Source organism: Streptomyces monomycini (assembly GCF_022271435.1).
GTDB lineage: Bacteria > Actinomycetota > Actinomycetes > Streptomycetales > Streptomycetaceae > Streptomyces > Streptomyces monomycini.
The window spans coordinates 56,309-82,256 of the sequence record NZ_JAFIQY010000034.1; the positions used below are offsets into that span (position 1 = coordinate 56,309).

23 protein-coding genes are annotated in these 25,948 nt (G+C 71.8%); 16 read left to right on the plus strand and 7 right to left on the minus strand.

Features of this window, described 5'->3' with window-relative positions; translation table 11 throughout:
* The first annotated feature begins 3 nt into the window (after positions 1 to 3).
* On the plus strand, positions 4 to 789 hold the full coding sequence (gene prcA / locus JXZ78_RS29750; protein WP_030017434.1) for a proteasome subunit alpha: 786 nt from the start codon (positions 4 to 6) through the stop codon (positions 787 to 789).
* Positions 790 to 942: 153 nt separating this feature from the next.
* Here prcA and JXZ78_RS29755 read toward each other — a convergent pair whose 3' ends face one another.
* Positions 943 to 2,076, minus strand: a complete 1,134-nt coding sequence (locus tag JXZ78_RS29755; RefSeq protein WP_372498455.1) for a LacI family DNA-binding transcriptional regulator — start codon at positions 2,074 to 2,076, stop codon at positions 943 to 945.
* 46 nt (positions 2,077 to 2,122) lie between these two features.
* On the opposite strand from JXZ78_RS29755, the gene JXZ78_RS29760 reads away from it, so the two are divergent.
* The 10 genes from JXZ78_RS29760 to tatC all read left to right on the plus strand — a co-directional run bounded on the left by JXZ78_RS29760 (position 2,123) and on the right by tatC (position 10,629).
* Positions 2,123 to 3,391, plus strand: a complete 1,269-nt coding sequence (locus JXZ78_RS29760) for an MFS transporter (RefSeq protein WP_030017436.1) — start codon at positions 2,123 to 2,125, stop codon at positions 3,389 to 3,391.
* A 9-nt stretch (positions 3,392 to 3,400) separates the two neighbouring features.
* Entirely contained in the window at positions 3,401 to 4,762 is a 1,362-nt protein-coding gene (gene pafA / locus JXZ78_RS29765; protein WP_030017438.1) for a Pup--protein ligase, read from the plus strand.
* Positions 4,763 to 4,959: 197 nt separating this feature from the next.
* Positions 4,960 to 5,952: an FKBP-type peptidyl-prolyl cis-trans isomerase gene (locus tag JXZ78_RS29770; RefSeq protein WP_030017439.1), complete on the plus strand. Its 993-nt coding sequence runs from the start codon at positions 4,960 to 4,962 to the stop codon at positions 5,950 to 5,952.
* A 57-nt stretch (positions 5,953 to 6,009) separates the two neighbouring features.
* Positions 6,010 to 6,384, plus strand: coding sequence for an FKBP-type peptidyl-prolyl cis-trans isomerase (locus JXZ78_RS29775; protein WP_030017440.1), 375 nt, complete (start codon positions 6,010 to 6,012; stop codon positions 6,382 to 6,384).
* Positions 6,385 to 6,580: 196 nt separating this feature from the next.
* Positions 6,581 to 7,570, plus strand: a complete 990-nt coding sequence (locus tag JXZ78_RS29780; RefSeq protein ID WP_030017441.1) for a helix-turn-helix transcriptional regulator — start codon at positions 6,581 to 6,583, stop codon at positions 7,568 to 7,570.
* 21 nt (positions 7,571 to 7,591) lie between these two features.
* A complete protein-coding gene (locus tag JXZ78_RS29785; RefSeq protein ID WP_030017443.1) occupies positions 7,592 to 8,542 on the plus strand; it encodes a helix-turn-helix transcriptional regulator in 951 nt (316 codons plus the stop codon).
* Positions 8,543 to 8,563: 21 nt separating this feature from the next.
* Positions 8,564 to 8,824 carry a hypothetical protein gene (locus JXZ78_RS29790; RefSeq protein WP_050501995.1) on the plus strand — a complete coding sequence of 87 codons (261 nt, stop codon included), beginning with the start codon at positions 8,564 to 8,566 and terminating at the stop codon, positions 8,822 to 8,824.
* Positions 8,825 to 8,887: 63 nt separating this feature from the next.
* Entirely contained in the window at positions 8,888 to 9,088 is a 201-nt protein-coding gene (locus tag JXZ78_RS29795) for a J domain-containing protein (RefSeq protein WP_030017445.1), read from the plus strand.
* Positions 9,089 to 9,295: 207 nt separating this feature from the next.
* Positions 9,296 to 9,592, plus strand: coding sequence for a Sec-independent protein translocase subunit TatA (gene tatA / locus JXZ78_RS29800; RefSeq protein WP_030017446.1), 297 nt, complete (start codon positions 9,296 to 9,298; stop codon positions 9,590 to 9,592).
* Positions 9,593 to 9,654: 62 nt separating this feature from the next.
* The gene (gene tatC, locus JXZ78_RS29805; protein WP_030017447.1) at positions 9,655 to 10,629 is read left to right on the plus strand and encodes a twin-arginine translocase subunit TatC; all 975 of its coding nucleotides are present in this window, start codon (positions 9,655 to 9,657) and stop codon (positions 10,627 to 10,629) included.
* A gap of 97 nt (positions 10,630 to 10,726) precedes the next feature.
* Here tatC and JXZ78_RS29810 read toward each other — a convergent pair whose 3' ends face one another.
* Positions 10,727 to 11,020: an alpha-amylase inhibitor gene (locus tag JXZ78_RS29810; RefSeq protein ID WP_030017448.1), complete on the minus strand. Its 294-nt coding sequence runs from the start codon at positions 11,018 to 11,020 to the stop codon at positions 10,727 to 10,729.
* Between the two features lie 268 nt (positions 11,021 to 11,288).
* On the opposite strand from JXZ78_RS29810, the gene JXZ78_RS29815 reads away from it, so the two are divergent.
* Positions 11,289 to 14,102: a DEAD/DEAH box helicase gene (locus JXZ78_RS29815; protein ID WP_030017449.1), complete on the plus strand. Its 2,814-nt coding sequence runs from the start codon at positions 11,289 to 11,291 to the stop codon at positions 14,100 to 14,102.
* A 62-nt stretch (positions 14,103 to 14,164) separates the two neighbouring features.
* Here the strand turns inward: JXZ78_RS29815 and JXZ78_RS29820 are convergent, their stop codons facing one another.
* On the minus strand, positions 14,165 to 15,055 hold the full coding sequence (locus tag JXZ78_RS29820) for a methyltransferase domain-containing protein (protein WP_078623923.1): 891 nt from the start codon (positions 15,053 to 15,055) through the stop codon (positions 14,165 to 14,167).
* Between JXZ78_RS29820 and pdxR the strand changes: the two genes are divergently transcribed.
* Positions 15,054 to 16,571, plus strand: coding sequence for a MocR-like pyridoxine biosynthesis transcription factor PdxR (gene pdxR, locus JXZ78_RS29825; protein ID WP_078623924.1), 1,518 nt, complete (start codon positions 15,054 to 15,056; stop codon positions 16,569 to 16,571). The two genes, JXZ78_RS29820 and pdxR, sit on opposite strands and share 2 nt — an antisense overlap.
* 321 nt (positions 16,572 to 16,892) lie before the next feature.
* Here the strand turns inward: pdxR and JXZ78_RS29830 are convergent, their stop codons facing one another.
* Genes JXZ78_RS29830 through JXZ78_RS29840 form a run of 3 tightly spaced genes read right to left on the minus strand, consistent with a single transcriptional unit; the run spans position 16,893 to position 19,676 of the window.
* A complete protein-coding gene (locus tag JXZ78_RS29830; RefSeq protein WP_030017452.1) occupies positions 16,893 to 17,834 on the minus strand; it encodes an ADP-ribosylglycohydrolase family protein in 942 nt (313 codons plus the stop codon).
* Between the two features lie 21 nt (positions 17,835 to 17,855).
* Complete coding sequence (locus JXZ78_RS29835; protein WP_030017453.1) at positions 17,856 to 18,713, minus strand: siderophore-interacting protein; 858 nt, start codon at positions 18,711 to 18,713, stop codon at positions 17,856 to 17,858.
* Positions 18,714 to 18,761: 48 nt separating this feature from the next.
* Entirely contained in the window at positions 18,762 to 19,676 is a 915-nt protein-coding gene (locus JXZ78_RS29840) for a 5'-3' exonuclease (RefSeq protein ID WP_030017454.1), read from the minus strand.
* Between the two features lie 255 nt (positions 19,677 to 19,931).
* Here JXZ78_RS29840 and JXZ78_RS29845 point away from each other — a divergent pair, with 255 nt between their 5' ends.
* From JXZ78_RS29845 to JXZ78_RS29855, 3 genes are all read left to right on the plus strand, one after another.
* Positions 19,932 to 21,278, plus strand: a complete 1,347-nt coding sequence (locus tag JXZ78_RS29845) for a quaternary amine ABC transporter ATP-binding protein (RefSeq protein ID WP_078623925.1) — start codon at positions 19,932 to 19,934, stop codon at positions 21,276 to 21,278.
* The gene (locus JXZ78_RS29850; RefSeq protein WP_030017458.1) at positions 21,271 to 23,868 is read left to right on the plus strand and encodes an ABC transporter permease/substrate binding protein; all 2,598 of its coding nucleotides are present in this window, start codon (positions 21,271 to 21,273) and stop codon (positions 23,866 to 23,868) included. The genes JXZ78_RS29845 and JXZ78_RS29850 overlap by 8 nt, the downstream gene beginning before the upstream one ends.
* 119 nt (positions 23,869 to 23,987) lie before the next feature.
* Positions 23,988 to 24,731, plus strand: a complete 744-nt coding sequence (locus JXZ78_RS29855) for a helical backbone metal receptor (protein ID WP_030017460.1) — start codon at positions 23,988 to 23,990, stop codon at positions 24,729 to 24,731.
* Here JXZ78_RS29855 and JXZ78_RS29860 read toward each other — a convergent pair.
* Positions 24,703 to 25,929 (minus strand): TDT family transporter, encoded by a 1,227-nt coding sequence (locus tag JXZ78_RS29860; protein WP_030017461.1) that lies wholly within the window; start codon positions 25,927 to 25,929, stop codon positions 24,703 to 24,705. The genes JXZ78_RS29855 and JXZ78_RS29860 overlap by 29 nt on opposite strands.
* Positions 25,930 to 25,948: the final 19 nt, after the last annotated feature.

Sequence of the window (25,948 nt, forward strand, 5' to 3'; positions counted from 1 at the left end):
CCGGTGTCGACGCCGTTCTATGTCTCACCCCAGCAGGCCATGGCCGACCGGGCGGAGTACGCCCGCAAAGGCATCGCACGCGGCCGCAGCGTCGTGGTGCTGCAATACACCGACGGCGTGGTCTTCGTCGCCGAGAACCCGTCCCGTGCCCTGCACAAGGTCAGCGAGATCTACGACCGCATCGCCTTCGCGGCGGTCGGCAAGTACAACGAGTTCGAGGCACTGCGCATCGCCGGCGTGCGCTACGCCGACCTGCGCGGCTATACCTACGACCGCGCGGACGTGACCGCGCGCGGCCTTGCCAATGTCTACGCCCAGGCCCTCGGTTCGATCTTCTCCAGCGCCGCCGAGAAGCCCTACGAGGTGGAGCTGATCGTCGCGGAGGTGGGCAACGCCCCCGAGGACGACCAGATCTACCGCCTGCCGCACGACGGTTCGATCGTGGACGAGCACGGCTCGGTCGCGGTCGGCGGCAACGCCGATCAGATCAGCAGCTACCTCGATCAGCGGCACCGCGACGGCATGACGCTGGGCGAGGCTTTGAAGCTGGCCGTCGAGTCGCTCTCCCGTGACAACAACGGCGGCGAACGCGCGCTGGCGGCCGACCAGTTGGAGGTCGCGACCCTGGACCGTACGCGTCCGCAGCAGCGGAAGTTCAAGCGGATCCTGGGCCGTCAGCTCTCCCGGCTGCTGGAGGAGAACGGCACCGCCGCCTCCGACGAAGCCGCGGACGACGCCTCGGACTCCGAGGGCACTTCCGGTTCCGAGGGTGGCGCCGGCACGTCGTGACGCGACGCGGGCGGCGTACGGCGGGACCGTAGGCCGCCGCGCGCGGACGCGCTGCCGTCCGTACGGCCACGGGCCTTCACGCGCCCCGGTGGGTATGCACCCGCCGGGGCGCGCCGCGTTGTGCGACCGCTGTGGCCGCCCAGCCCGCGTCCCCTACGGCGGCGGTGCCGTCGAGCCGCGCACGAGCAGTTCGACGGGCAAGGTCACGGGCTCCGGAGCGCCGCCGTCCAGGGCGGTCATCAGGGCGCGCATCCCGGCGGCCCCGACCTCCTCGGCGGGCAGCCGCACCGTCGTCAGTTCCGGTTCCACCGCCATGGCCAGCGCCAGATCGTCGAGGCCTGTGACGGAGACGTCCTCCGGCACCCGCAGGCCCAGCCGACGAGCCGCCTTGCAGGCGCCGGCCGCCAGCAGGTCGTCGTCGCACAGGAGGGCGGTGGGGCGGGGGCCCGGCCGGGTCAGGGCCGCGTGGGCCGCGTGCAGGCCGGCTTCCACGCTGAGCGCGGCGGGCTCGCTGCGGACGTCCGCGTCCGGGACGCCGCGCAGCGCCTCGGCGAAGGCGGCGGACCGTACGTGGAAGGTCCAGGAGTCGATGGCGGCGGCGAGGTGGGTGATACGGCGGTGGCCGAGGGCGAGCAGATGCGCGGTGAGCCGCCGGACGCCGTCGGCGATGTCGGGGTTGACGGTCGCGGTGGCCTGGGCGTCGTCCGGGTCGCTGTCGAGCATGACCAGCGGCAGTTCCTCGCCGCGCATGGCGGTCAGGGCGTCGGTGGCCATGGAGGAGGCGATGACGCCGTCGAGCGCCGCGCGCGCCGAGGCGAACGGGTCACGGGCCGGGCCGATGCCCTCGGGGGAGGGGTACAGGACGACGCCGAAGCCGTGGTCGGCGGCGGCGCGGGCCGCGCCGGTGTAGACGCGGGCGAAGTATTCGCTGGTCAGGGCGGGGACGACGAGCAGGGCGGTGCGGGTGCGGCCCATCCGCAGATTGCGCGCGGCGAGGTTGGGGCGGTAGCCGAGGTCGCGCGCCGCGGTGCGGACCGCGTCGGCTTTGTGGGGTGAGACACGGCCGCGCCATTTGCCGCCCAGCACGAGGGAGACGGCGGCCTGCGAGACGCCGGCGGCGCGGGCGACGTCGCGGCTGGTGACGCGGGGTGCGGCGGTGGCGCCGGGACGCGCCGCCGCCGGCTGCTCGTGGGTGGTCTCGTGGGCGGTCACCGGGGCCGGGCTCCTCGCGTCGTACGTCGCGGTGTGGACCCGCGGGTTGCGCCCATGGTACGTATGACGCCGCACGTTATACGTAACACGTCCTGGCCGGGCCAGGGGAGATGAGGCGGGCATGGCCGCTGGGTACGCGGAACTGCTGAGGACGCGCCACGCGGCCCGGCTGCTGGCCGGAACGCTGATCGGACGGCTGCCGAACGCGACCGGACCGCTCGCCGTCGTGCTCTTCACCCGCGCGGAGGGCGGCAGCTACGTCCTCGCGGGCGTGCTGTCCGCCGTCTACGGGGTGTGCAACGCGATCGGGCAGCCGCTCCTGGGGCGTGCCGTGGACGTGTACGGGCAGCCGCGCGTGATGCTGCCCTCGGCCGCGGTCTCCGCCCTGGGCATGGCGCTGCTGGCGGTCGTCGGCCTCGATCCGCTGCCCGTGGCGTACGCGGCCATGGTGATCGCCGGGTTCTTCACGCCGCCGCTGGAGGGCGGACTGCGGGCGCTGTGGCCGGGCGTGCTCAAGCGCGCGGACCGGGTCCACGCCGCATACGCGCTGGACGCGGTGGCACAGGAAGTGCTCTTCGCGGTGGGTCCGTTGCTGGTGACGACGTGTGTGGCGCTCTGGTCGGAGCGGTGGGCGCTGCTGGTGATCAACGTGATCGGGGTGCTCGGGGCGCTCTCCGTGGTCGCCTCCCCGCCCTCGCGCCAGTGGCGCAGCGCGCCGCGTGAGGCGCACTGGCTCGGGGCCCTGCGGTCCTCCGGGATGCTGGTGCTGATCGCCTCGTTCTTCTTCGTCGGGCTGGCGCTCGGGTCCATCGCGGTGGCGGCGGTCGCGTACGCCGACGAGCACGGCGGCGGCATGGTCTCCAGCTACCTACTGTCCGCGCTCGGCGTCGGTGCCCTCCTGGGCGGGGTGGTGTACGGCGCGCGGCAGTGGCCGGGGCACCCGGAGAACCGGCTGCGGCTGCTGGTGGCCCTGCTGGCGCTGGGGTACCTGCCGCTGGCGCTGGCACCGGGCGTGGTGGGGATGACGCTGCTGACGGGGGTGGCGGGGGTGTTCCTGGCCCCGGCGCTGGCGTGCGCGTTCGTCGTCGTGGACGGGCACGCGCCCAGGGGGACGGTCACCGAGGCGTTCTCCTGGCTGGTGACGACCTTCGGGGTCGGGTCCGCACTGGGGATGACGGTGGTCGGGCCCGCGGTGGAGCGGGGCGGCCCGGCCGCCGGGTTCGGCGTGGCGGGGGCGGGCGGCGTTGCCGCACTGCTCGTACTCCTGTCGACAAAGCGCTTTCTTTCCCCCGGTGGACGGGGTGTCGTGAGCGATGCTGTGCAGGCCACGGCGGAAAATGATCGGAACGAGGCCGCCCAACCCGGTTTCAGAGCAGGCCATCAGGCGTAATGTTCAGTCATGGACCGCCGCATTTTCGGGCTGGAGAACGAGTACGGCGTCACATGCACGTTCAGGGGACAGCGCCGACTGTCTCCTGACGAGGTGGCTCGGTACCTCTTCCGCCGTGTCGTGTCATGGGGCCGCAGCAGCAATGTCTTCCTGCGGAACGGCGCCCGCCTGTACCTGGACGTGGGATCGCACCCGGAATACGCAACCCCCGAGTGCGACAACGTGACCGAACTGGTCACCCACGACAAGGCCGGCGAGCGCATTCTCGAAGGTCTGCTGGTCGACGCCGAGCGCCGCCTGCACGAGGAAGGAATCGCGGGCGACGTCTATCTCTTCAAGAACAACACCGATTCCGCCGGAAACTCCTATGGTTGCCACGAAAACTATCTCGTGGCCCGGCACGGGGAGTTCTCCCGGCTCGCGGACATTCTCATTCCGTTCCTGGTGACCCGTCAGCTGCTCTGCGGCGCGGGCAAGGTCCTGCAGACACCGCGCGGGGCCGTCTACTGCGTGAGCCAGCGCGCCGAGCACATCTGGGAGGGCGTCTCCTCGGCGACCACCCGCTCCCGTCCGATCATCAACACCCGCGACGAACCGCACGCCGACGCCGAGCGCTACCGCCGGCTGCACGTCATCGTCGGCGACTCCAACATGTCCGAGACGACCATGCTGCTGAAGGTCGGCGCCACCGACCTCGTGCTGCGCATGATCGAGGCGGGCACGGTCATGCGCGACCTGACCCTGGAGAACCCGATCCGGGCCATCCGGGAGGTCAGCCACGACATAACGGGCCGGCGCAAGGTGCGCCTGGCCAGTGGCCGGGAGGCATCGGCCCTGGAGGTCCAGCAGGAGTACTACGAGAAGGCGGTGGACTTCTGCGAACGGCGCGGTATCCGCACGGGGACGGTCGAGCGGGTCCTGGAACTGTGGGGCCGTACGCTCGAAGCCGTCCGCGACGAGGACCTCGACCGGATCTCCACCGAGATCGACTGGGTGATGAAGTACCAGCTCATCGAGCGCTACCGCGCCAAGAACAACATCACCATGTCGCATCCGCGGGTGGCGCAGATAGACCTCGCCTACCACGACATCCACCGCCGCCGGGGCCTGTACTACCTCCTGGAGCGCAAGGGGCAGGCGGCCCGTATCTGCAACGACTTGAAGATCTTCGAGGGCAAGTCGGTGCCGCCGCAGACCACCCGGGCCCGGCTGCGCGGTGACTTCATCCGCCGCGCGCAGGAGCAGCGCCGCGACTTCACCGTCGACTGGGTGCACCTCAAGCTCAACGACCAGGCGCAGCGCACGGTGCTGTGCAAGGACCCGTTCCGGTCCGTGGACGACCGGGTGGAGAAGCTGATCGCCGGGATGTGAGTCCGGTTCGTCACCGTTTCCGGTGTATCACCGGATACGGTGACGGCTGGCCGTGGCAGTGCCGGGAGCGCCCGCGCTCCCGGCACTTCGCCGTTCGGCGCCACTGTGTCGTCGCGCCGCGCAGGGAAACGTACCCAGGGTCAGGTCGTAGAGTGGCGGGCATTGCCCACCCACCCCACGACCCCGAGTTGGACTTCATGAACTTCACGAAGAACACCCGCCGCGCCGCCGCCGCGGCGCTGACCGTTCCCCTCCTGCTGTTCACCGCCGCCTGTGGGTCCGATGACGGCAAGGGGTCGTCGGCCGCCGCGGTCGCCAAGGTGGAGGGGAAGCCCGGGGAGCAGCCCAAGATCACCGTGCCGAAGGACGCCAAGGCGCCCGGCGAGGCGGTCACCAAGACGCTGCACGAGGGCTCGGGCGCGGAGGTCAAGAAGGGCGACTACGTCCGGCTGGACTTCGCGGCGCAGACCATGAAGACCGGCCAGAACCTCGGCAGCACCTGGACCAAGCAGCCCGGCGCGGACGCGAAGGCGCCGCGCACGCAGATCGTCGGCGAGGTCAGCGACCAGCCGACCCAGCAGCAGCTGCCGCAGAAGGTCATGGAGGCGGTCGCGGGCCAGAAGGTCGGCAGCCGCTTCGAGATCGAGGGCACCGCCAAGGCGCTGGTCGGCGACAACCTGAACCCGCAGTCCGGCATCAAGCCGGAGGACGGCCTGGTGTGGGTCGTGGACGTGGTCGGCGCGGGCAAGGCCGACAAGAAGGGCAAGTCCGAGGGCGAGCAGGCGGCGCCGGAGGAGGGCATGCCCGAGGTGAAGTCGGAGGGCGAGAAGGCCGCGACGATCACCATCCCCAAGGGGGAGAAGGCGCCCACCGACCTCAAGGAGCAGGTGCTGATCAAGGGCAAGGGCCCGAAGGTCAAGGCCGGCGACGGGCTGATCGCGCAGTACACCGGTGTGAAGTGGGAGGACGGCAAGAAGTTCGACTCCTCCTGGGACCACGGTGGCGCCACCGCCTTCCAGATCGGCACCGGTGCCGTCGTCAAGGGCTGGGACCAGGCCCTGGTCGGCAAGAACGTCGGTGACCGGGTGGAGATCGTGATCCCGCCGAAGCTGGGCTACGGCGCGAACCCGCAGAGCGAGCTGGCGAAGAACACCCTGGTGTTCTCCGTCGACATCGTCGGCACCGTCTGAGCATGGTCTGCCAGACTGTGCGGGTAGCTGTGCAGTTTCTTTCGTAGGAGCACTTTCGTGAACATCGACAAGCCCGAGATCGACTTCCCCGAGGGCCCGGTCCCCTCCGACCTGGAGATCGTGGACCTGTGGGAGGGTGACGGGCCGGCCGCCAAGGCCGGGGACTTCGTCAAGGTCCACTATGTCGGAGTTTCTTACAGCTCCGGCGAGGAGTTCGACGCCAGCTGGAACCGCGGCAAGCCGCTGGAGTTCCAGCTCGGTGCCGGCCAGGTCATCTCCGGCTGGGACCAGGGCGTGCAGGGCATGAAGGTCGGCGGCCGCCGCCGGCTGACCATCCCCCCGCACCTGGCCTACGGCGACGCGGGCGCCGGCGGCGGCCGTATCGCCCCGGGCGAGACGCTGATCTTCGTCTGTGACCTGATGTCCGTCTGAGGACGACGGCAGCCGGCCGCGGCACAGCGGCGGCCGGCCTGCACCAGAGGGCCCGTGCCACCCGGCACGGGCCCTCTTCCTCGCCCGCCCGGCGCCCGCCGCCCCCGCCGCCCGTCACGGTCCGGACCCTCGGCTTTGCCGCAGGTCCCCGGAGCGGTACGGTCATCGGTCGGGAGTCCGACAAGAAAGGGCGTCGATGGCCATTGCCAAGGCCGAGCGGCTGATGAATCTGGCGCTGTGCCTTCTGGGTACCCGTCGCCCGCTGACCAAACGTGAACTGCGGTCCTCCATCGAGGCGTACGTGGAATCGTTCGGCTCCGGGGACGCCGGTACGGGCAGCGACGACTCCTTCAACCGGATGTTCGAGCGCGACAAGGACGACCTGCGCGAACTCGGCCTGGTCATCGAGACCGTCGAAGGACTGGACGGGGAGACCGGCTACCTCGCGCGCCGGGACAGCAACCGCCTCCCCCCGATCACCCTGGACGCGGCCGAGGCCGCCGCCCTGGGACTCGCCGCCAAGATCTGGCAGCAGGCCCGGCTGGCCGGCGCGGCCAGCGGCGCACTGCAGAAGCTGCGCGCGGCCGGCGTGCCCTTCCAGGACGACGGCAGCTTCGAGGCGCAGCAGCCCCACAGCGCCCTGGAACCCCGCATCCCCGCCCACGAGGCCGCCTTCGAACCGCTGATGCTCGCCTGCCGCGACCGCCGGCCCGTCGTCTTCGACTACCGCAAGTCCAACGCCGCCCGCCCCGAGCAGCGGCAGGTGGAACCGTGGATACTGGAGTGCTGGCGCGGCCACTGGTACCTGGCCGGCTGGGACCGCGAACGGCAGGCCGAACGGGTCTTCCGGCTCTCCCGCATCACCGGCAAGGTCCGCTCCCGGCAGGGGAAGTTCACCGCCGAGGTGCCCGACCACGTCACCGTCCGCGAGACGGTGGAGAGCTGGGCGGGCGAGACCGCCACCGGCACCGCCCGCATCAGGCTGCGCACCGACCACGGCTACCCGCTGCGGGCCCGCGCGCTGAGCATCCGTGAGCTGGGCGACGGCTGGGACGAACTGGACATCCCCTACGGGCACGGGCTCGACGCCTGGCTGGTCGAGTTCGGCCCCGACGTGGTCGTACTGGAACCCGCCGAGCTGCGGGCGGACGTCGTGGACCGGCTGCGTGCCGTGGCCAAGGGCTGAGAGGGACGGGACGCACACTCCATGGCCACCAACGCCATCGACCAGACCCGGCGGATGCTGTCGCTGGTCACCTATCTCCGCGAGCGCCCCGGCGCCCGCGTCTCCGACGTCGCCCGCGCCTTCGGCATCACCGAGGACGAGCTGATCGGCGACCTCGACGTGCTGCCGATGTGCGGTACGAGCTTCCGCGGCGGCGACCTGCTCGACATCGACACCGACGGCGACCGCATCTGGTGGCACAACCCCGACGACGTCGCCGAGCCGCTGCGGCTGGCCGCCGACGAGGCGACCGCCCTGCTGGTCGCGGCCCGCGCCGTGGCCACCCTGCCCGGCCTGCGCGAAGGCGACCGGCAGGCGCTGCTGCGCGCCACCGCGAAGCTGGAGGCCGCGGCGGGGGAGGCGGCCGGCGCCAGCTCCCGGGTGTCGGTCACCTTCGAGTCGGAGGGCGGCGTCTTCGCCGACGTCGACCGGGCCATCGCCGAGCGCCGCCGGCTGTGGCTGCGCTACTACTCTCCCGCGCGCGACGAGCTGACCGAGCGCGAGGTGGACCCGATCCGGCTGTTCGCGGTGGGCCACACCTACGTCGAGGCCTGGTGCCGCCTCTCGGAGGCCCGCCGCACCTTCCGGCTCGACCGGGTCGCCGAGATCAAACTGCTGGACGCCCCCGCCGACCCGCCGCCCGTCGAACTGCGCGACCTGTCCGAAGGACTGGTGCAGCCCGCGGCCGAGGACCCCGAGGTCGTCATCGAGGTGGCGCCCGGCGGACGCTGGGTGGCCGAGTACTACCCGCACGACAGCGCCGAGGAGCTGCCCGACGGCGGCCTGCGCATCACCCTGCGCACCCCCGAGCCCGCCTCGCTGCGGCGGCTCGCGCTGCGCCTGGGCCGGGACGGCCGGATCGTCGCGCCGCAGGCCCTGGCCGACAGCGCGCGCCAGGCGTCCCGGCAGGCGCTCGCGGCGTACGGCGAATAGGACGCGGAGGGCGGCGGCACGATGACGACGACCATGGCGGGCACGATGCCCACGACCCTGACCGGCCCGGTGCTCTTCAAGGCGGCCTGCCCCGTCTGCCGAAGCTGCTTCGAGCTGGCCTCGGACGCGCTGCGCCTGGCCATCGGCGCCAGCAGCCGTACCACCTTCTACTCCTTCACCTGCCCGGACTGCGGCAGCGCGGTCCGCAAACCAGCGGGGGAGCGGATCATCGAGCTGCTCACCGGCGGCGGGGTCCGGACCTTGCGGCTGCACTCCGGCTGACCCGCGCCCCGCACCGCCCGCTCCGTACACCTTCCGCCTCACTCGCCCCGATAGGCTCCTCCCATGCTCTGGCCCATGATCGCCATCGCCCTCGGCTTCCTCGGCCTCGCCGTCCTCGGCGTCCTCGCCGTCCGTGTCTTCGTGGAGGTACGGCGGCTGGCCCGCCAGGTCGGACAGACCTCGGAGCGCATCCAGCGGGCCGCCGAGGACCTGGAGCGCGCGGCGACGCCGCTGGCGGCCCGGGGCGGGAGAGCAAAGGCATGACGCGCTCTGCTCAGTCGTACGCACGACCGGTACGCTGCTGAGGCGGACCGAAGAGCGAGGCACCGGCCCGCAACCGGGAGTATGCGCGGAGATTGTCCAGCGTTCGCCGCCGCGCGTTACGATCGCTGCTGGCGCGACAGACGGACATATGTCCGATCTGTCGAGCAGCCCCAACCCCCAGCCGCCTCGGTGAGAAGGTACACAGTTATGTTCGGTGGAAAGATCGGCGTTCCCGAGATCCTCCTCATCCTCGTCGTCGTGCTCCTGCTGTTCGGAGCGAAGAAGCTCCCCGACATGGCTCGTTCGCTCGGCAAGTCCGCGCGCATCCTCAAGAGCGAGGCCAAGGCGATGAAGTCGGAGGGCACGGACTCGCAGTCGGCGCCGTCCGACCCGCCGAACCCGAACGGCCAGCAGGAAGCCCCCCGGACGATCCAGGCCGCTCCCGGCGACGTCAACAGCGGACGGCCGGTCGCCCAGCCGTCCGACACGACCACCAAGCGCTGACCGAGGGCCCGGACGGGGCAGGGGTGTCGGCCACTGCCTCTCGTACGAGATGAGGACGTGGGGTGCTCAAGTCGGCCCTTCAGAAGAACCGCAAAGAGAAGGATCCCGAGGGGCGCATGCCGCTCGTGGAACACCTGCGCGAGTTGCGCAACCGGCTCGCCAAGGCGGTCCTGGCCATCTTGATCGCCACGATCGTCTGTGCGTTCTTCTACGGCGAGATCATCGACTTCATCACCAAGCCGATCTTGCAGGCCGTCGGCTGTGATGTGCTGTTCACCGATCTCGCCAAGCAGCAGAAGGGCACCTGTGCCCGCATCGTCATGCTGGACCTGCTGGGGCCGTTCGCGCTGGCCCTGAAGGTCTCGCTGATGGGTGGCGTGATCCTGGCCAGCCCGGTCTGGCTGTACCAGTTGTGGGCCTTCCTCGCGCCCGGTCTGCACCGCCACGAGAAGAAGTACTCGCTCAGCTTCGTCGCCACGGGTGCACCGCTCTTCTTCGTCGGCGCCTACTTCGCGTACTCGGTGCTGCCGACCACCGCCAAGGTGCTGCTGGAGTTCACGCCGATCGGCGTGGACAACCTGCTGACGCTGGACAAACTGCTCGACATGGTCACCCGGATGTTCGTGGTCTTCGGGCTGTCCTTCGAGCTGCCGCTGGTGCTGGTCATGCTCAACTTCGCCGGCGTCCTGACCGCGGCCCGGATGCGCGGCTGGTGGCGCGGCATGGTGATGGGCATCACCGTCTTCTCGGCCATCGCCACCCCGAGCACCGACCCGCTGACGATGATCGCGCTGGCGGCGCCGATCAGTCTCCTGTACTTCGGGGCCGTCGGAGTCGCCATGTTGAACGACTCCCGCAGGCAGCGCCGGCTGGCCGAGGGACCCGCCGACGACGAGGCGTCCGAGCTGGACCTGACGCCCGCCGACATCGGTGAGATCGAGCCGGTCACCGGTCACCGGATGCTGCCGGAGCAGGCGGCCGGCGACGCGCAGGCCGACCGCTCCCCGCGCCGGAACGGGTACGACGACGCGACGTGATGCCCGAGAGGGCAAGGCAGAGGGGCGGGGAGCCGGCTGGGCTCCCCGCCCCTTTCCTGTGGCGCCGTTGTCGGCTGAGGTCCGGCAGGACCTCTCGTCAGCAGTACTTGATGCTTCGCAGCGTGCCGGTGCCCTTGTAGTAGTGGCTCTGCTTCGGCTTGATGGTGATGCAGTCGCTGTCCCACCACCAGCGCTCGTCCACCTGCACCTTGATCGTGTTCGCGCAGCCGTTGTAGATGTTCACCGCGTTCTTGCTCGGGTACCACGTCGCCGTGACGCACTTGGCGACGGCCGAGCTCGCTGCCGAGGCCGGTGCGGCCACGGCCATCGGCACGCCCATGGCGACGACGGCCAGCGTCGCAGCGGTCGTCGCTGCCTTGATCTTCTTCATGATTCCCCTCCGTCGGGGCTCGCAACGCCCCGCTCGACTGTGCGGCAGGCGACCGGCACACCTGGTCAACGGTGCAGGCCGGGACGGAACGCCGTACCGCGGACTGATCGACAGAAGAGTAACAGGGTGATCGTTTTGTTTTTGGAGCCGGAACGCCCGAGGGGTGTTCTCGGCCCCGGGGAGGAGGCCGATGACCGGAGGCCTCCGGTAAAGCCCGTCCATAATGATCGGCTCGTTGTCAGAGGTGGCCGGTAGGCTCGTAAGCACGATGACCGAGGACATGTCCCCTGCTGAGCGCTACGCCGCCGCCAAGCTGCGGGCGGCCGAGCAGGCCACCGCACTCGCCCCTTTCCGTGAGATGTACGACTTCGCGCTGGACCCGTTCCAGATCGAGGCGTGCCAGGCCCTGGAGGCCGGTAAGGGCGTGCTGGTCGCGGCCCCGACCGGATCCGGCAAGACGATCGTGGGCGAGTTCGCCGTCCACCTGGCCCTGGAGCAGGGCCGTAAATGCTTCTACACCACGCCGATCAAGGCGCTGTCGAACCAGAAGTACCAGGACCTGGTGCGGCGCTACGGCGCGGACCGGGTCGGCCTGCTGACCGGTGACAACAGCGTCAACTCCGAGGCGCCGGTGGTCGTGATGACCACCGAGGTGCTGCGGAACATGCTGTACGCGGGCTCCCAGTCGCTGAACGGCCTCGGTTACGTGGTGATGGACGAGGTGCACTACCTCTCCGACCGCTTCCGCGGCGCCGTCTGGGAAGAGGTGATCATTCACCTGCCGGAGTCCGTCACGCTGGTCTCGCTGTCCGCGACGGTCTCCAACGCGGAGGAGTTCGGCGCCTGGCTGGACACGGTGCGCGGTGACACGGAAGTGATCGTCTCCGAGCACCGCCCGGTGCCGCTGTGGCAGCACGTGCTCGCCGGGCGCCGGATGTACGACCTCTTCGAGGAACGCGAGGGCCGTTCCGGTGCCGGGCGCCGGGAGGTCAACCCGGACCTGGAGCGGCTGGCGCGGATGGAGAACAGCCGTCCGACGTTCGGGCGGGACAAGCGCCGCGGCCGCAATCTGCGGGAGGCGGACCGGGAGCGCGAGCGGCGCCAGCGCAGCCGCATCTGGACGCCCGGCCGTGCCGAGGTGATCGACCGGCTGGACAACGAGGGCCTGCTGCCGGCGATCACGTTCATCTTCAGCCGGGCGGGGTGCGAGTCCGCCGTCCAGCAGTGCCTGTATTCCGGGCTGCGGCTCAACGACCAGGAGGGACGGGCCAAGGTCCGCGCCATCGTCGAGGAGCGTACGGCCGGCATCCCGGACGAGGACCTGCACGTCCTCGGTTACTACGAGTGGCTGGAGGGGCTGGAGCGGGGCATCGCCGCGCACCACGCCGGCATGCTGCCGACCTTCAAGGAGGTCGTGGAGGAGCTGTTCCTGAAGGGGCTGGTCAAGGCCGTCTTCGCGACGGAGACGCTGGCGCTGGGCATCAACATGCCGGCCCGTTCCGTCGTCCTGGAGAAGCTGGTCAAGTGGAACGGCGAGCAGCACGCCGACATCACCCCCGGCGAGTACACCCAGCTCACCGGCCGTGCCGGGCGCCGCGGTATCGACGTCGAGGGCCATGCGGTGGTGCTGTGGCAGCGTGGCATGGACCCGGGCGCGCTCGCCGGCCTGGCGGGTACGCGTACGTATCCGCTGCGCTCGTCCTTCAAGCCGTCGTACAACATGGCGGTCAACCTGGTCTCGCAGTTCGGGCGGCACCGTTCGCGCGAGCTGCTGGAGATGTCGTTCGCGCAGTTCCAGGCGGACAAGTCGGTCGTCGGCATCTCGCGGCAGGTGCAGAAGAACGAGGAGGGCCTGGACGGCTACAAGGAGTCCATGACCTGTCACCTCGGCGACTTCGAGGAGTACTCCCGGCTGCGCAGGCAGCTCAAGGACCGGGAGACGGAGCTGGCCAAGCAGGGCGCCACGCAGCGCAGGGTCGCGGCCGCCGCGGCGCTGGAGAAGCTCAAGCCGGGCGACGTCATCCACGTGCCGACGGGCAAGTACGCGGGGCTGGCGCTGGTGCTCGACCCGGGCATGCCGTCGGGGCGGACCAACGGCCACCGCGGCTACGACGCGCAGGACGGCCCCCGGCCGCTGGTGCTGACCGCCGAGCGGCAGGTCAAGCGGCTGGCGTCGATGGACTTCCCGGTGCCGGTGGCGCCGCTGGACCGGATGCGCATCCCGAAGTCCTTCAACGCGCGCAGCCCGCAGTCCCGCCGGGACCTGGCGTCCGCGCTGCGCACGAAGGCCGGGCACATCGCGCCGGAGCGGCACCGCAAGCAGCGGTCGGCGGCGGCCGACGACCGGGAGATCGCGCGGCTGCGTACGGAGCTGCGGGCGCACCCCTGCCACGGCTGCGACGAGCGTGAGGACCACGCGCGGTGGGCCGAGCGGTACCACCGGCTGCTGCGCGACACGCGGCAGCTGGAGCGCCGTATCGAGGGCCGTACGAACACCATCGCGCGCACCTTCGACCGGATCTGCGCTCTGCTGACCGGACTTGACTACCTGGAAGGTGACACGGTCACCGACGAGGGCCGGCGGCTGGGGCGGCTCTACGGCGAACTGGACCTGCTGGCGAGCGAATGCCTGCGCGCCGGCGTCTGGAACGGTCTCGGCCCCGCCGAACTGGCCGCCTGCGCCTCGGCGCTGGTCTACGAGGCCCGGCAGGCGGACGACGCGGTGGCGCCGAAGCTGCCGTCGGGCAAGGCGCGGGACGCGCTCGCCGAGATGGTGCGGATCTGGGGCCGGCTGGACGCCCTGGAGGAGGACCACAAGATCAATCAGGCGGAGGGCGTCGGCCAGCGCGAGCCGGACCTCGGCTTCGCCTGGGCCGCGTACCGCTGGGCCTGCGGATTCGGCCTGGACGAGGTGCTGCGCGAGGCGGAGATGCCGGCCGGCGACTTCGTGCGCTGGTGCAAGCAGCTGATCGACGTCCTCGGCCAGATCGCGGCCGCCGCACCGCCGGAGGTGGCGCGCAACGCCCGCAAGGCCGTGGACGCGGTGCTGCGGGGCGTGGTGGCGTACTCGTCGGTGGGGTGAGGGAGACGGGCCGGGGCTGTTCCCCGGCCCGCCCCGGACTCCGGGCGTACGGGGGCTCCGCCTCACCCGCCCGGATTGACCGCGGTGGCCTTGAAGAACGTGTAGTGGAACGTTCCGCCGTCCTCCGCCGTCCGGCGCAGCTCGCGGATGCCGCGCTCCCACTCGGCCTCGGTGGTCAGCCCGGCGGCCAGCGCGTCGTCCCGTACTGCCGCGATCATCGCGATGAACGTGTTGCGGGTGAAGCTGTCGACCAGTCCCGGCCGGGTCGCGTCGGCGCAGACCGTACGCGGCCGGACCGCCACCTCCGCGTACCCGGCGGCGGTCAGCAGCGGCTGCAGCCGCCGGCCGAGCAGCGCGTCGCCGCCGGCCGCGGCCTGCAGCCGGACCTGGTGGCCGATCACGGCGTGGGCGTGGGCGCTGTCCGGGTGGAAGAGCGCCGATCCGTGGTCCCCCTCGATGACGGTGATGCCGCCGCCCGGCCGCAGGACGCGCCGCAGGTCCGCCAGCGTCCGCGCGGGGTCGGGCAGGTGTTCCAGGACGAAGCAGACGAAGAGGTGGTCGAAGGAGGCGTCGGGGTACGGCAGGTCGGTCAGGTCGGCCTGGTGCCAGCGCACCGTCGCCGCGTGCGGACGGGCGGCGAGGCGGGCGCGGGCCTGGTCGAGCGAGTCCGCGCGGATGTCGACCGCGGTGATGTGGGCCTTCGGGCTGGAGGCGGCCAGATGCACCGTCTGGGCGCCGACCCCGCATCCGGCCTCAAGGACCCGGCTGCCCGGCTCGTACACCGTGCCCGCGTGCAGGAGCGCTGCCAGGGTGTCCGCCTGGTCGGTGAGCCGCCGGGCCTCATGGTCCGAATACCCGTGCACGTAAGGGCGTTCGCGGGGTGTGGTGATGTGGCGCGCGCGGCTGTCCTCGTGCGCGCCGCCGATCGTCCGCTCTGTCGCTGCTGTTCTCATGCCGCCACTCTGGGCCGACAATGGTCCGGTGCCCAGGTCCAAAGATGCGACGACCGACCGGTCCATAACGTCCGGGTCGGACTTCCTCCAGCTGAACACCGCCGACGCGCCGGCGGGCGGCCTGTCCGACTGGCTGGCACAGCGCCTGCGGCTCGCCGTCTCGGACGGCCGCCTCGCGGTGGGCGACCGGTTGCCGGCCACCCGCACGCTCGCGGCGGAACTCCGGGTCTCCCGGGGCGTCGTCACCGAGGCGTACCAGCGGCTGATCGAGGACGGGCACGCGGTCGGCCGCGGCCGCGGCGGCACGGTCGTCGTCGCCGCTCCCGTCGCGGCCGCGGTCACGGCGCCGGCGCCCGCCCGCCCGGCCCAGGGGCCACCGCCGGAAGCGGTGTTCACCACGGCGCCCGCGGCGGACGTCTTCGACGCGGTACGGGCGGCGCCGGCCCGCATCGACCTCAGCCCCGGCACACCCGACCTGGCCTCCTTCCCGCGTACCGCGTGGTCGCGCGCGGAACGCCGGGTGCTCGGCACGCATGCCGCCCCCGGCTTCGGGTACGGGGACCCGCGCGGCGCGCCGGAACTGCGGCGCGCCGTCGCCAAGTGGCTGGCCCGCAACCGCGGTCTGTCGGCCGCCCCGGACGAGGTGCTGATCGTCTCCGGCACCGCGCAGACACTCGGTCTGCTGGCCCAGGTGCTGGGCCGCCGGGGCGTTCGCGAGGTGGCGGTGGAGGACCCGGGGTCGCTCGGGGCCCGTCAGCACCTTCAGTACTGGGGGATGCGCACTCCGCCGGTACCGGTCGACGCCGACGGCGTCCGCGTCCGGGAACTGCGGGCCTCCGGCGCCCCCGCCGTCCTGGTGACGCCGGCGCACCAGTTCCCGACCGGGGTGGTGCTCGGCGGAGCACGGCGCCGCGAGCTGATGCGCTGGGCGGCCGACGGCGGCGGCCTGATCATCGAGGACGACTACGACGCCGAACACCGCTACGACCGGCCGCCGGTCCCCGCGCTCCGCGCCATGCTGCCCGAGCACGTCTGCTACGCCGGAAGCGTCTCGAAGCTGCTGGCACCGGCGCTGCGGACCGGATGGGTCGTCGCTCCCCCGGAGTTGCACGGCGCGCTGGTGGACGCCAAGCGGTTCACCGACCTCGGCAACGCCGTGCTGCCGCAGCTGGTGCTGGCCGACCTGATGGAGAGCGGCGAGCTGGAACGCCGACTGCGGCAGCTGCGCAAGCGGCACCGGGCGCGTCGTGACGCGATGATCCGGGCCATCGGCACGCACCTGCCGGGAGCGGCCGTGCAGGGCGCGGCGGCGGGCCTGCACCTGACGATCACCTTCGACGCGGATTTCGCCGACACGGACCTGGCGGCGGCCGCGCTCGCCCGGGGCGTCAAGGTGCAGCCGCTCTCCTGGCACCGGCAGGGCCCTGGACAGCCAGGGCTGGTGCTGGGCTACGCCGCGAGCACGGCGACCGAGATCGCGGAGGGGGCGGCGGTCATCGGGAGTGTGCTGGAGTGAGCGCGGCGCGGGCGTCCGGTTCGCGCGGAGTGCGTCGGTCCGTAGCACGCCACGGGGAGTTCGGGCGGGCGTGTCGGTGCGTGGTCGCCGTGACGGACCGGCGTGTCGCGCGCGTCGCGGGGGCCCGTCCGACACGCCGTGCGTGACCCCCGTGGCGCAGCGAGGACGCGGGGTGGCGCGGCTGGGATCGTGGGGGACCGGCGGACGAGCACGGTCCTGGGGGCCGCGCTGCTCTGGGAATGCCAGGCGGTACGGGTCGGAGGGCACCGTTCCGTAAGGGGGCGCGCCGCCCGGCCGTCACCTGTACCGTCCCGGCCACGGTCAGCACGGGCCGACCGCGGTGCACACCAACTCCTCGGCCAGCGCCCGCAGTTCGTCTACCCGCAGGACCCGGTTCCCGAACCCGGGCAGCGGTACGTGCAGCTCCCGCATCCAGTGCTCGGGGATCGCGTCGGCCCCGTACACCGCTCCGGCCAGACCCCCGGTGACCGCGGCGACGGTGTCGGTGTCACCGCCCAGGTCGACGGCGGCCCGCAGCGCGTCCTCGTACGAGCCGGTGGTGCGCAGCGCCCAGACGGCGGAGCCGAGGCAGGGCCGGACCGCGCCGTTGAACGCGGCGGCCTGGTCCGGGTGCCAGTCGGGCGTCAGGACGGAGGCGTAGCGGGCGCGGTGGGCGGGACGGATGTGGGAGAGGGCGTCCGGCAGGGCGTCGAGCGGGTCGTCGCCTTGCAGGGCGGCGTGCAGCAACGCGTGGAACAGCGCCACTCCCTCCCCGGCCGCCGGGTCCCCGTGCGTCAGCGCGGACAGCCGGCGGGCGGCGTCCATGGACACCGCCCGGCCCGCCGCGGCGAAGTACACGGCGGCGGGCGTGGCGCGCATCAACGAGCCGTTGCCCGCGGCGCGCCGGTTGACCTGGTAGTGCCGGGCGGCGGCCCGGTCCCGCGGCTCGCCGTTGCCGAGCACGTCCCCGGTCTGCGAACCGATGTCCTTCGGCTCGGCAGCTGCCCAGCGTTGAAACCTGCGGAAGACATCCGGGAGGTCGAGTCCGCCGCGTTCCAGCAGTGACTCGGCGGTCAGTACCGCCATCTGTGTGTCGCCGGTGGCCTCGCCGGGGTCCCGGCCGCCGCCTCCGCACATGGTTCCCCGGCCGTCGGGGAAACGGTCCGTGTACGCGCCCGGCGCGCCGGACTCGAAGGGCGCGCCGAGGGCGTCCCCGGCGGCCGAGCCGACCACGGCACCGACCGCCCGCTGCACGGATTCCACCACCGGCCCCCCGGAAGCACGTCAGGAAGCGGCAGACCGGGTGGTCTCCTGCTCGGCCTCGACCTGCTGGTTCCACTGCTGCTTGGACGCCTGCCAGCCGTCCTCGTCGTGGCCGTTGCGCCAGTAGCCGGAGATCGACAGGTCCTCGCGCGGCACCTCCCGCTCGACGCGCAGCAACTTGCGCAACTCCTTCACGAAGCCGGCCTCGCCGTGGACAAAAGCGTGCACCCGGCCCGCGGGGAAGTCCAGCGCGCGGACGGCCTCGACCAGCCGATCGCCGACGGGCGCGGCACCGCGGTGCAGCCAGGTGATCTCGGCACCGGCCGGAGCCTCCAGCTTCTGCTCCTCCTCCGGGCCGGCGACCTCGATGAAGGCGTGGACGGGTACGTCCTCGGGGGCCCGGGCCAGGGAGGCGGCGATGGCCGGCAGGGCGCTCTCGTCACCGGCGAGCAGGTGCCAGTCGGCGTCGGGGTCCGGGGCGTACGCGCCGCCGGGGCCGAGGAGCAGGGCCTCGTCACCCGGACGGGCGTGCGCCGCCCACGGCCCCGCGAGGCCGGAGTCGCCGTGCACCACGAAGTCGACCGCCAGCTCCCGCGTGTCCGGGTCCCAGGTGCGTACGGTGTAGGTACGGGTCCTGGGCCACTGGTCGCGGGGGAAGTCGGCGCGGATCTCGGCGATGTCCAGCGGTCGCGGGTAGTCCACGCCGGGCACCGGGAAGACCAGCTTGACGTAATGGTCGGTGTACTCGCCCGCCGAGAACTCCGCCAGGCCGTCACCGCCCAGCACCACCCGCACCATGTGCGGCGTGAGCTGCTCGGTGCGCAGCACCTGTGCGTGAATGAGCTTGGGCTTCTTGCGGGCCGGACGCTCTGCTGCCACGACGATCTCCCCTGCCACGGTCTTGTTAGGTTTACCTAACCTAACAGTTCAGGGGTGCAGCGTCGCCAGCAGCCGTTGCAAAGAACCGCCCAGCCCCCACTGGTCGGCGAGCGCTTCCAGCCGCTCCGGGTCGGCCGGCTCGCCGGGCAGCGCGGTGTCCACGTCCGGCACCGGCACGTCGGCGACCACCCGTACGACCTTCGGCGCGACCTCGACGTACGGGCGGGCCTCGGTCAGCCGCTTGCGCTGCGAGGGGGTGAGCCTGGACGCCGGGTCGTCGGCCGCGGCCATGATCCCCGCCAGGTCGCCGTACTGGGCGAGCAGCTTGGCGGCGGTCTTCTCGCCGATGCCCGGCACGCCCGGCAGGCCGTCGCTGGGATCGCCGCGCAGCAGCGCCAGATCGGCGTAACCGCTGCCGTCCACGCCGTACTTCTCCCGCAGCAGGGCCTCGTCGGTCATCTGGAGGGTGCCGACGCCCTTGAGCGGATACAGGATGCGCACACCGCGCGCGTCGTCGGCCAGCTGGAACAGGTCGCGGTCGCCGGTGACGATGTCGACCGGCCCGGTGGCGCGGGCGGTGAGCGTGCCGATGATGTCGTCCGCCTCGTACCCGGCGGCGCCGACCCGGGCGATGCCCAGCGCGTCGAGCACCTCCTCGATCACCGGGACCTGCGGGGAGAGGGTGTCCGGAATCTCCTCGGCGTCCGGCGCGGGGGAGCCGGCCGGGGCCTCCTCGGCGACGCGGTGCGCCTTGTACGAGGGGATGAGATCGACCCGCCACTGGGGGCGCCAGTCGAAGTCCATGCAGGCCACCAGGTCGTCGGGCTGGTGGTCCTGGACGAGCCGGGCGATGAAGTCCAGCAGTCCGCGCACCGCGTTGACCGGCGTGCCGTCCGGAGCCCGGACCGACTCCGGCACGCCGAAATAGGCGCGGAAGTAGAGGGAGGCGGTGTCGAGGAGCATCAGGCGTCGAGTCACACCCCGATGATGCCGTACCCCCGGCGGCGCGGCCGGGCGGTGCCGCGGGGGCGGGCCGGGCGGAGGTGTGAACTGGGTCACCAGTGTGTTTGTCATTTTGAAAAGGGGGCAGGCGCGCGGCCGGAGCGGAGCCGGTGGATTTTCAACATTTCCATCGGTTAACGGCGGGCCCGACCCGTGCCGCGCCACGACCTGCCGACGGGGGAGGCGGGTCGTACCCAGTCAATTCGAGAGGTGTATGTGGCCAGGCTGCAAGCCGAGCACGTGTACAAAGTGTTCGGGAGACGACCCGAGGACGCCGTACGACGGCTCGAAGACGGTGCGAGCCGCGAGGAGCTACGGGCCGACGGAACGACCGCCGCGGTGATCGACGCGTCGTTCTCCGTGGACGAGGGCCAGATCTTCGTCGTCATGGGGCTGTCCGGATCCGGTAAGTCCACTCTGCTGCGGACCCTCAACGGGCTGCTGGAGCCGACCGCCGGAAGCGTCCGGTTCGACGGTCAGGACCTGACCTCGCTCAGCGACAAGGAACTGCGCAAGGTCCGCTCCGAGAAGATCTCCATGGTCTTCCAGCACTTCGCGCTCTTCCCGCACCGCAGTGTGCTGGAGAACGCCGCGTACGGGCTGGAGGTCCAGGGCGTACCCCGGGCCGAACGCGACAAGCGCGCCACCGAGGCGCTGCACCTCGCGGGCCTCGAAGGCTGGGAGAAGTCCTGGCCCGACGAGCTGTCCGGCGGCATGCAGCAGCGGGTGGGCCTGGCCCGCGCGCTGGCCACCGACGCCGACCTGCTGCTGATGGACGAGTCCTTCAGCGCGCTGGACCCGCTGATCCGCCGCGACATGCAGGACCAGCTCCTGGAACTCCAGAAGACGCTGAAGAAGACCATCGTCTTCATCACCCACGACCTGAACGAGGCCATGCGCCTCGGCGACCGGATCGCCGTGATGCGCGACGGCCGCATCGTGCAGACCGGCAGCGCCGAGGACATCCTCCTGCGGCCCGCCAACGACTACGTGGCCTCCTTCATCCAGGACGTCGACCGCTCCCGGGTGCTCACCGCCGGAGCCATCATGGTCGACGCCGGCGAGGTGCTGGGCAGCACGGCGGAGGACGGCGAGACGATCCGTACGGCCGAGGAGTTCCTCGCCGCCACGCCCGCCACCGTCCACCTGGATACCCCGGTCGCGGAGCTGTTCGGCCCCTGCTCGGCCGGGACCGTACCGGTCGCCGTCGTCGACGCGGACGGCGAGCTGGCCGGCGCGGTGCCGGTGCGGCGGCTGCTGTCCGTCCTCAGTGAGGGCGGACAGGCGGCCGGGACCGCCGGGCGGGCGGACGCCACGGACACGGACGCCACGGACACGGGAGCCGCTCAGACCCGTACCGAGGCCCGGGCCTCCGAAGACGCCACCCCCACCGGCGGCAAGAAGGCGGAGCCCGTGGGCGGGAAAGCCGACGCCGACGGCAAGAAGACGGCCGCCGACCGCGAGGAGACGGCCGCCGACGGCAAGGCGGACGTCCAGCCCGACGGCAAACCTGACGGCATGACGGGCGGCAGGCCCGAGGACAAGGTGATCGCCGGTGCCTAGAATCGACGTCGGCTCCTGGGCCAACACCTGTGTCGAATGGCTGCGCAACCACCTCACGTGGTTCTTCGACTTCGTCTCGCACGTCCTCACGGACATGTACAACGGCATCGAGACGGTGCTCTCCGCACCGCAGCCGTTCCTGCTGATGGGCATCTTCGCGGTGCTCGCCTGGTGGCTGCGCGGCCTGCCGGCCGCCGTCCTCACCTTCGCCGGCTTCGCGCTGATCGACTCGATCGAGCAGTGGCAGGCCACCATGCAGTCCCTGTCGCTGGTGCTGGTCGCCTGCATCATCACCATCGTCGTCGCGGTGCCGCTCGGCATCTGGGCCGCCCGCAACCGCGCCGTCGGCGGCGCGCTGCGCCCGGTCCTGGACCTGATGCAGACGATGCCCGCGATGGTCTACCTGATCCCCGGCATCCTCTTCTTCGGCATCGGTGTGATGCCCGGCATGGTGGCGACCATCATCTTCTCGATGCCGCCCGCCGTCCGGATGACCGAGCTGGGCATCCGCCAGGTCGACGGGGAACTGGTCGAGGCGGCCGAGGCGTTCGGCACCCACCCGCGCCGCACCCTCTTCCGGGTGCAGCTGCCGCTGGCGCTGCCCACGATCATGGCCGGTATCAACCAGGTCATCATGCTGGCGCTGTCCATGGTCGTCATCGCCGGCATGGTCGGCGCGGAGGGCCTGGGGTCGTCGGTCTACAACGCGGTCAGCTCCGTGAACGTGGCCCTCGGCTTCGAGGCCGGTCTCGCCGTCGTCATCCTCGCCATGTACCTGGACCGGATGACCGGCGCCCTCAACGAGCGGGTCTCGCCGCTGGGCCGCCGCGCGCTGGCCAAGGCGCAGGCCGCGCTGGGCGGCGCGAAGTTCCTGTACTGGAAGCCCGGCACCTCCGTGGCGATGGTCGGCGTGGTCGTGCTCGCGCTGGTCGCCGGCGGTCTGAACGTCTTCGGCAAGGAAGGCGGGAAGACCGACGGCGGCGGCCGCCCGCTCACCCTCGGGTACGTCAACTGGGACGAGGGCAAGGCCACCACGTACCTGTGGAAGGAAATCCTCGAACAGCGCGGCTTCAAGCCGAAGGCGCAGGCGCTGGAGGCCGGCGCGCTGTTCACCGGGCAGGCCCGCGGCGACATCGACGTGCAGACCAACGCCTGGCTGCCCACCACGCACGCCGAGTACTACAAGAAGTACAAGGACAAGCTGGAGGACCTGGGCGCCTGGTACGACAAGACCTCGCTGGAGATCGCGGTCCCGTCGTACATGAAGGACGTCAAGACCCTCGACGACCTCAAGGGCAAGGCGGGCGAGTTCGGCGGCAAGATCACCGGCATCGAGCCGGGCGCCGGCGAGATGAAGATCCTCAAGGACAAGGTCCTGGGGGCCTACGGCCTGGACGACGAGTACAAGGTCGCCGAGTCCAGCACCGCGTCCATGCTGACCGAGCTGGACCGCGCGTACGCGGCGAAGAAGCCGATCGCCGTCACGCTGTGGTCGCCGCACTGGGCGTACGACAAGTACGACCTGACCAAGCTGGAGGACCCCAAGGGCGCCTTCGGCTCCGGTGACAGCCTGCACCTGCTGGGCCGCAAGGGCTTCGCCCAGGACGAGCCCGAGGTCGCCAAGTGGATGAAGAACTTCCACCTGGACGAGAAGCAGCTCACCAGCCTGGAGAACGAGGTCAAGAGCGCCGGCGAGGGCCACGAGCAGGACGGCGTGCGCGGCTGGCTGAAGAAGAACCCGGGCCTGGTCGACAAGTTCGCCCCGTCGGCGAACGCCACGTACACCAAGGGCAAGGACGCCGGCGCGGCCCCGAACATCGGCTACCCGGCGTGGGACGAGGGCATCGCCACCACGTACCTGTGGAAGAACGTCCTGGAGAAGCGCGGCTACAAGCCGAACATCCGCAACCTGGACGTCGGCCCGATGTGGACCGGACTGTCCAGCGGGCAGATCGACGTCGAGTTCGACGCCTGGCTGCCGGTCGCGCAGAAGCAGTACTGGGACCAGTACAAGGACGATCTCGTCGATGTCGGCGCGTGGTACGACAAGACGTCGCTGGAGATCGCGGTGCCGTCCTACGTCAAGGACGTCAAGACGCTGGACGACCTGCGCGAGCACCAGGACGAGTTCAAGGGCAAGATCATCGGCATCGAGCCGGGCACCGGTGAGATGAAGCGCCTCAAGGACACCGTCGCGCCCGCGTACGGCCTGGAGGACTTCCAGGTCACCGAGGCCGGCACCAGCTCCATGCTGGCCGAGCTGGACCGTGCCTACGCCAAGAAGGAGCCGATCGCGGTCGTGCTCTGGTCGCCGCACTGGGCGTACAGCAAGTACGACCTGACCAAGCTCGCCGACCCGAAGCACACCTGGGGCGACAACAACCAGATCAAGTCGCTGGGCCACAAGAGCTTCCCGGAGAAGTTCCCGGAGTTCAACGGCTGGCTGAAGAACTGGAAGATGTCGCCCGAGGAGCTGGGCAGCCTGGAGAAGGAGATCCAGGACGCCGGCAAGGGCCACGAGAACGACGGTGTCGAGAAGTGGATCGACGCCCACCCGGGCATCGTCGACAAGATGGCGCCGGTGCAGTGAGGCGCTGAACGCGCGGTGGTGAGGCGCTGAGCGCACCACACGGGCCCCGCCCCCGGCTGTACGGCCGGAGGCGGGGCCGTTCCGCGTCGGGCGCGGCCTCGTCCGCGTACGGTGGGGTGATGACGACCGGTCAGCACCGCGCCCCGCGCGTGGTCTCCCTCGTGCCCTCGCTCACCGAGGCCGTGGCCGCCACCGCGCCCGGCCTGCTGGTCGGCGCCACCGACTGGTGCAGTCACCCCGCCGGGCTGGACGTGCCGCGCGTCGGCGGCACCAAGAACCCGGACACCGCCCGGATCGCCGCCCTCGCGCCCGGCCTCGTCCTGGCCAACGAGGAGGAGAACCGCGCGCCGGACCTCGCCGCGCTGCGGGCCGCCGGACTGGACGTCCTGGTCACCGAGATCCGGGACCTGGACGAGGCGCTGCGTGAGCTGGAACGGGTCCTGGTGCGCGGCTGCCGGCTGCCCAGGCCCGGCTGGCTGGACGACGCGGCGGACGCCTGGCGGGACGTACGGGCCGAGGCGGCGGGCGCGCGCGGCGCGGTCGTGCCGATCTGGCGGCGGCCCTGGATGGTGCTGGGCCGGGACACCTTCGCGGGGGACCTGCTCGCCCGGCTCGGTGTACGGAACCTCTACGCGGACCACGCCGAGCGGTATCCGCGCGTCCCGGTCGAGGAGCTGAACGCGCGCGGCGCCGACCTGGTGGTCCTCCCCGACGAGCCGTACCGCTTCACGGCGGACGACGGCCCCGAGGCGTTCCCGGGGCTGCCGTCCGCGCTGGTCAGCGGGCGTCATCTGACGTGGTACGGGCCGTCGTTGGCGGAGGCTCCGGCGGTGCTCAGGGCCGCGCTGGAAGCGGCTCGCTGAGGGGCGCCGTCCCGGGTGCCGCCTCTGGTGCCGGCACCGGTGCCGTCCCCGGCGCAGTTCCCGGCTTCTCCGGCGGCGGTACGAGAAGCCGGCCGCGCGCCAGTCCCAGCGCGGTACGGGCCCCGGCCACCAGCCAGGCCGCCACCAGTACGGCGAACAGTCCCACCGCGAGCCAGCCGAAGGCCGCGAGCCCGGTGTGCCGCGCCAGGCCCGCCGCGCCCGTCACGCACGTACCGACCGGGAAGGTGAACGCCCACCAGGTCATCGAGAACGTCATCCCGGCCCGGAAGGCCCGGACGACCAGGGCCGTCGCCAGCGCCAGCCACAGCAGCGCGAAGCCGGTGACCGGTACGCCGTACAGGAGCGCGAAGCCGCTCATCGCCTGCGCGTACCCGGCGCCGACCGCCCCCGGCGCGGCGTCCGCGAGGTTGTTGACCGCGGTCGTGGACTGGCCGAGCGGACCGAGGACGAGGAACAGCGTCGGGGTCAGCGCGAGCGGCAGCGGGCCGTGGTGGATCAGCCGGGCCAGCACCAGCGGCAGCACCAGCAGCGTGGCCAGCAGCGACATCCCGAACATCGCGTAACAGGCGAGCAGCATCGCCTCCTGCCACTGCCCGGCGGGCAGGTGCGGCACCAGGCCCGGGCCGAGCGCCGCCGAGACCATCGGCGCGACCAGCGGCAGGATCCACACGGGGGAGGCGGTACCGGCCTCGATCCGGTGCCGGGCCACCATCAGGTACGGCACCGCCGCGGCCGCCGCGAGGCCCACCGCCGTACCGGCGCACCACAGGACCGCGTCGACGGCGACGGCGGCCCGCTCGCCGAGCACGTCCGGGCCGACGGCGAGCGTCCCGCCGCCGACCGCCAGCAGGGCCATCGCCAGGCAGCCGTAGAACGGCGCCACCGCCGGGTCGAGGAGGTGGCGCCGCGCCTGGTCGGCGTGGCGGAGCCAGTGGACGGTACGGGCCGTCAGCAGGGTTGCCAGCAGGACGCCGGACAGCGCCCAGACCGCGACGTACGCGCCGCGCAGACCGGGGGAGTGCAGCGGCAGGGCCGCGCCGGCGTTGGCGACGATGGCGGTGCCCATGACGGCGGCATACCAGTTGGGACCGAGGTGACGCAGGGCCGGGGAAGCGGCGCGGGAGCGGGCGGGGGGACGGGGGCCGGTGCGGGCGGAGGGCCGCGTCAGGGTTGCCATGCCTTCCAGGGTCGGCCCG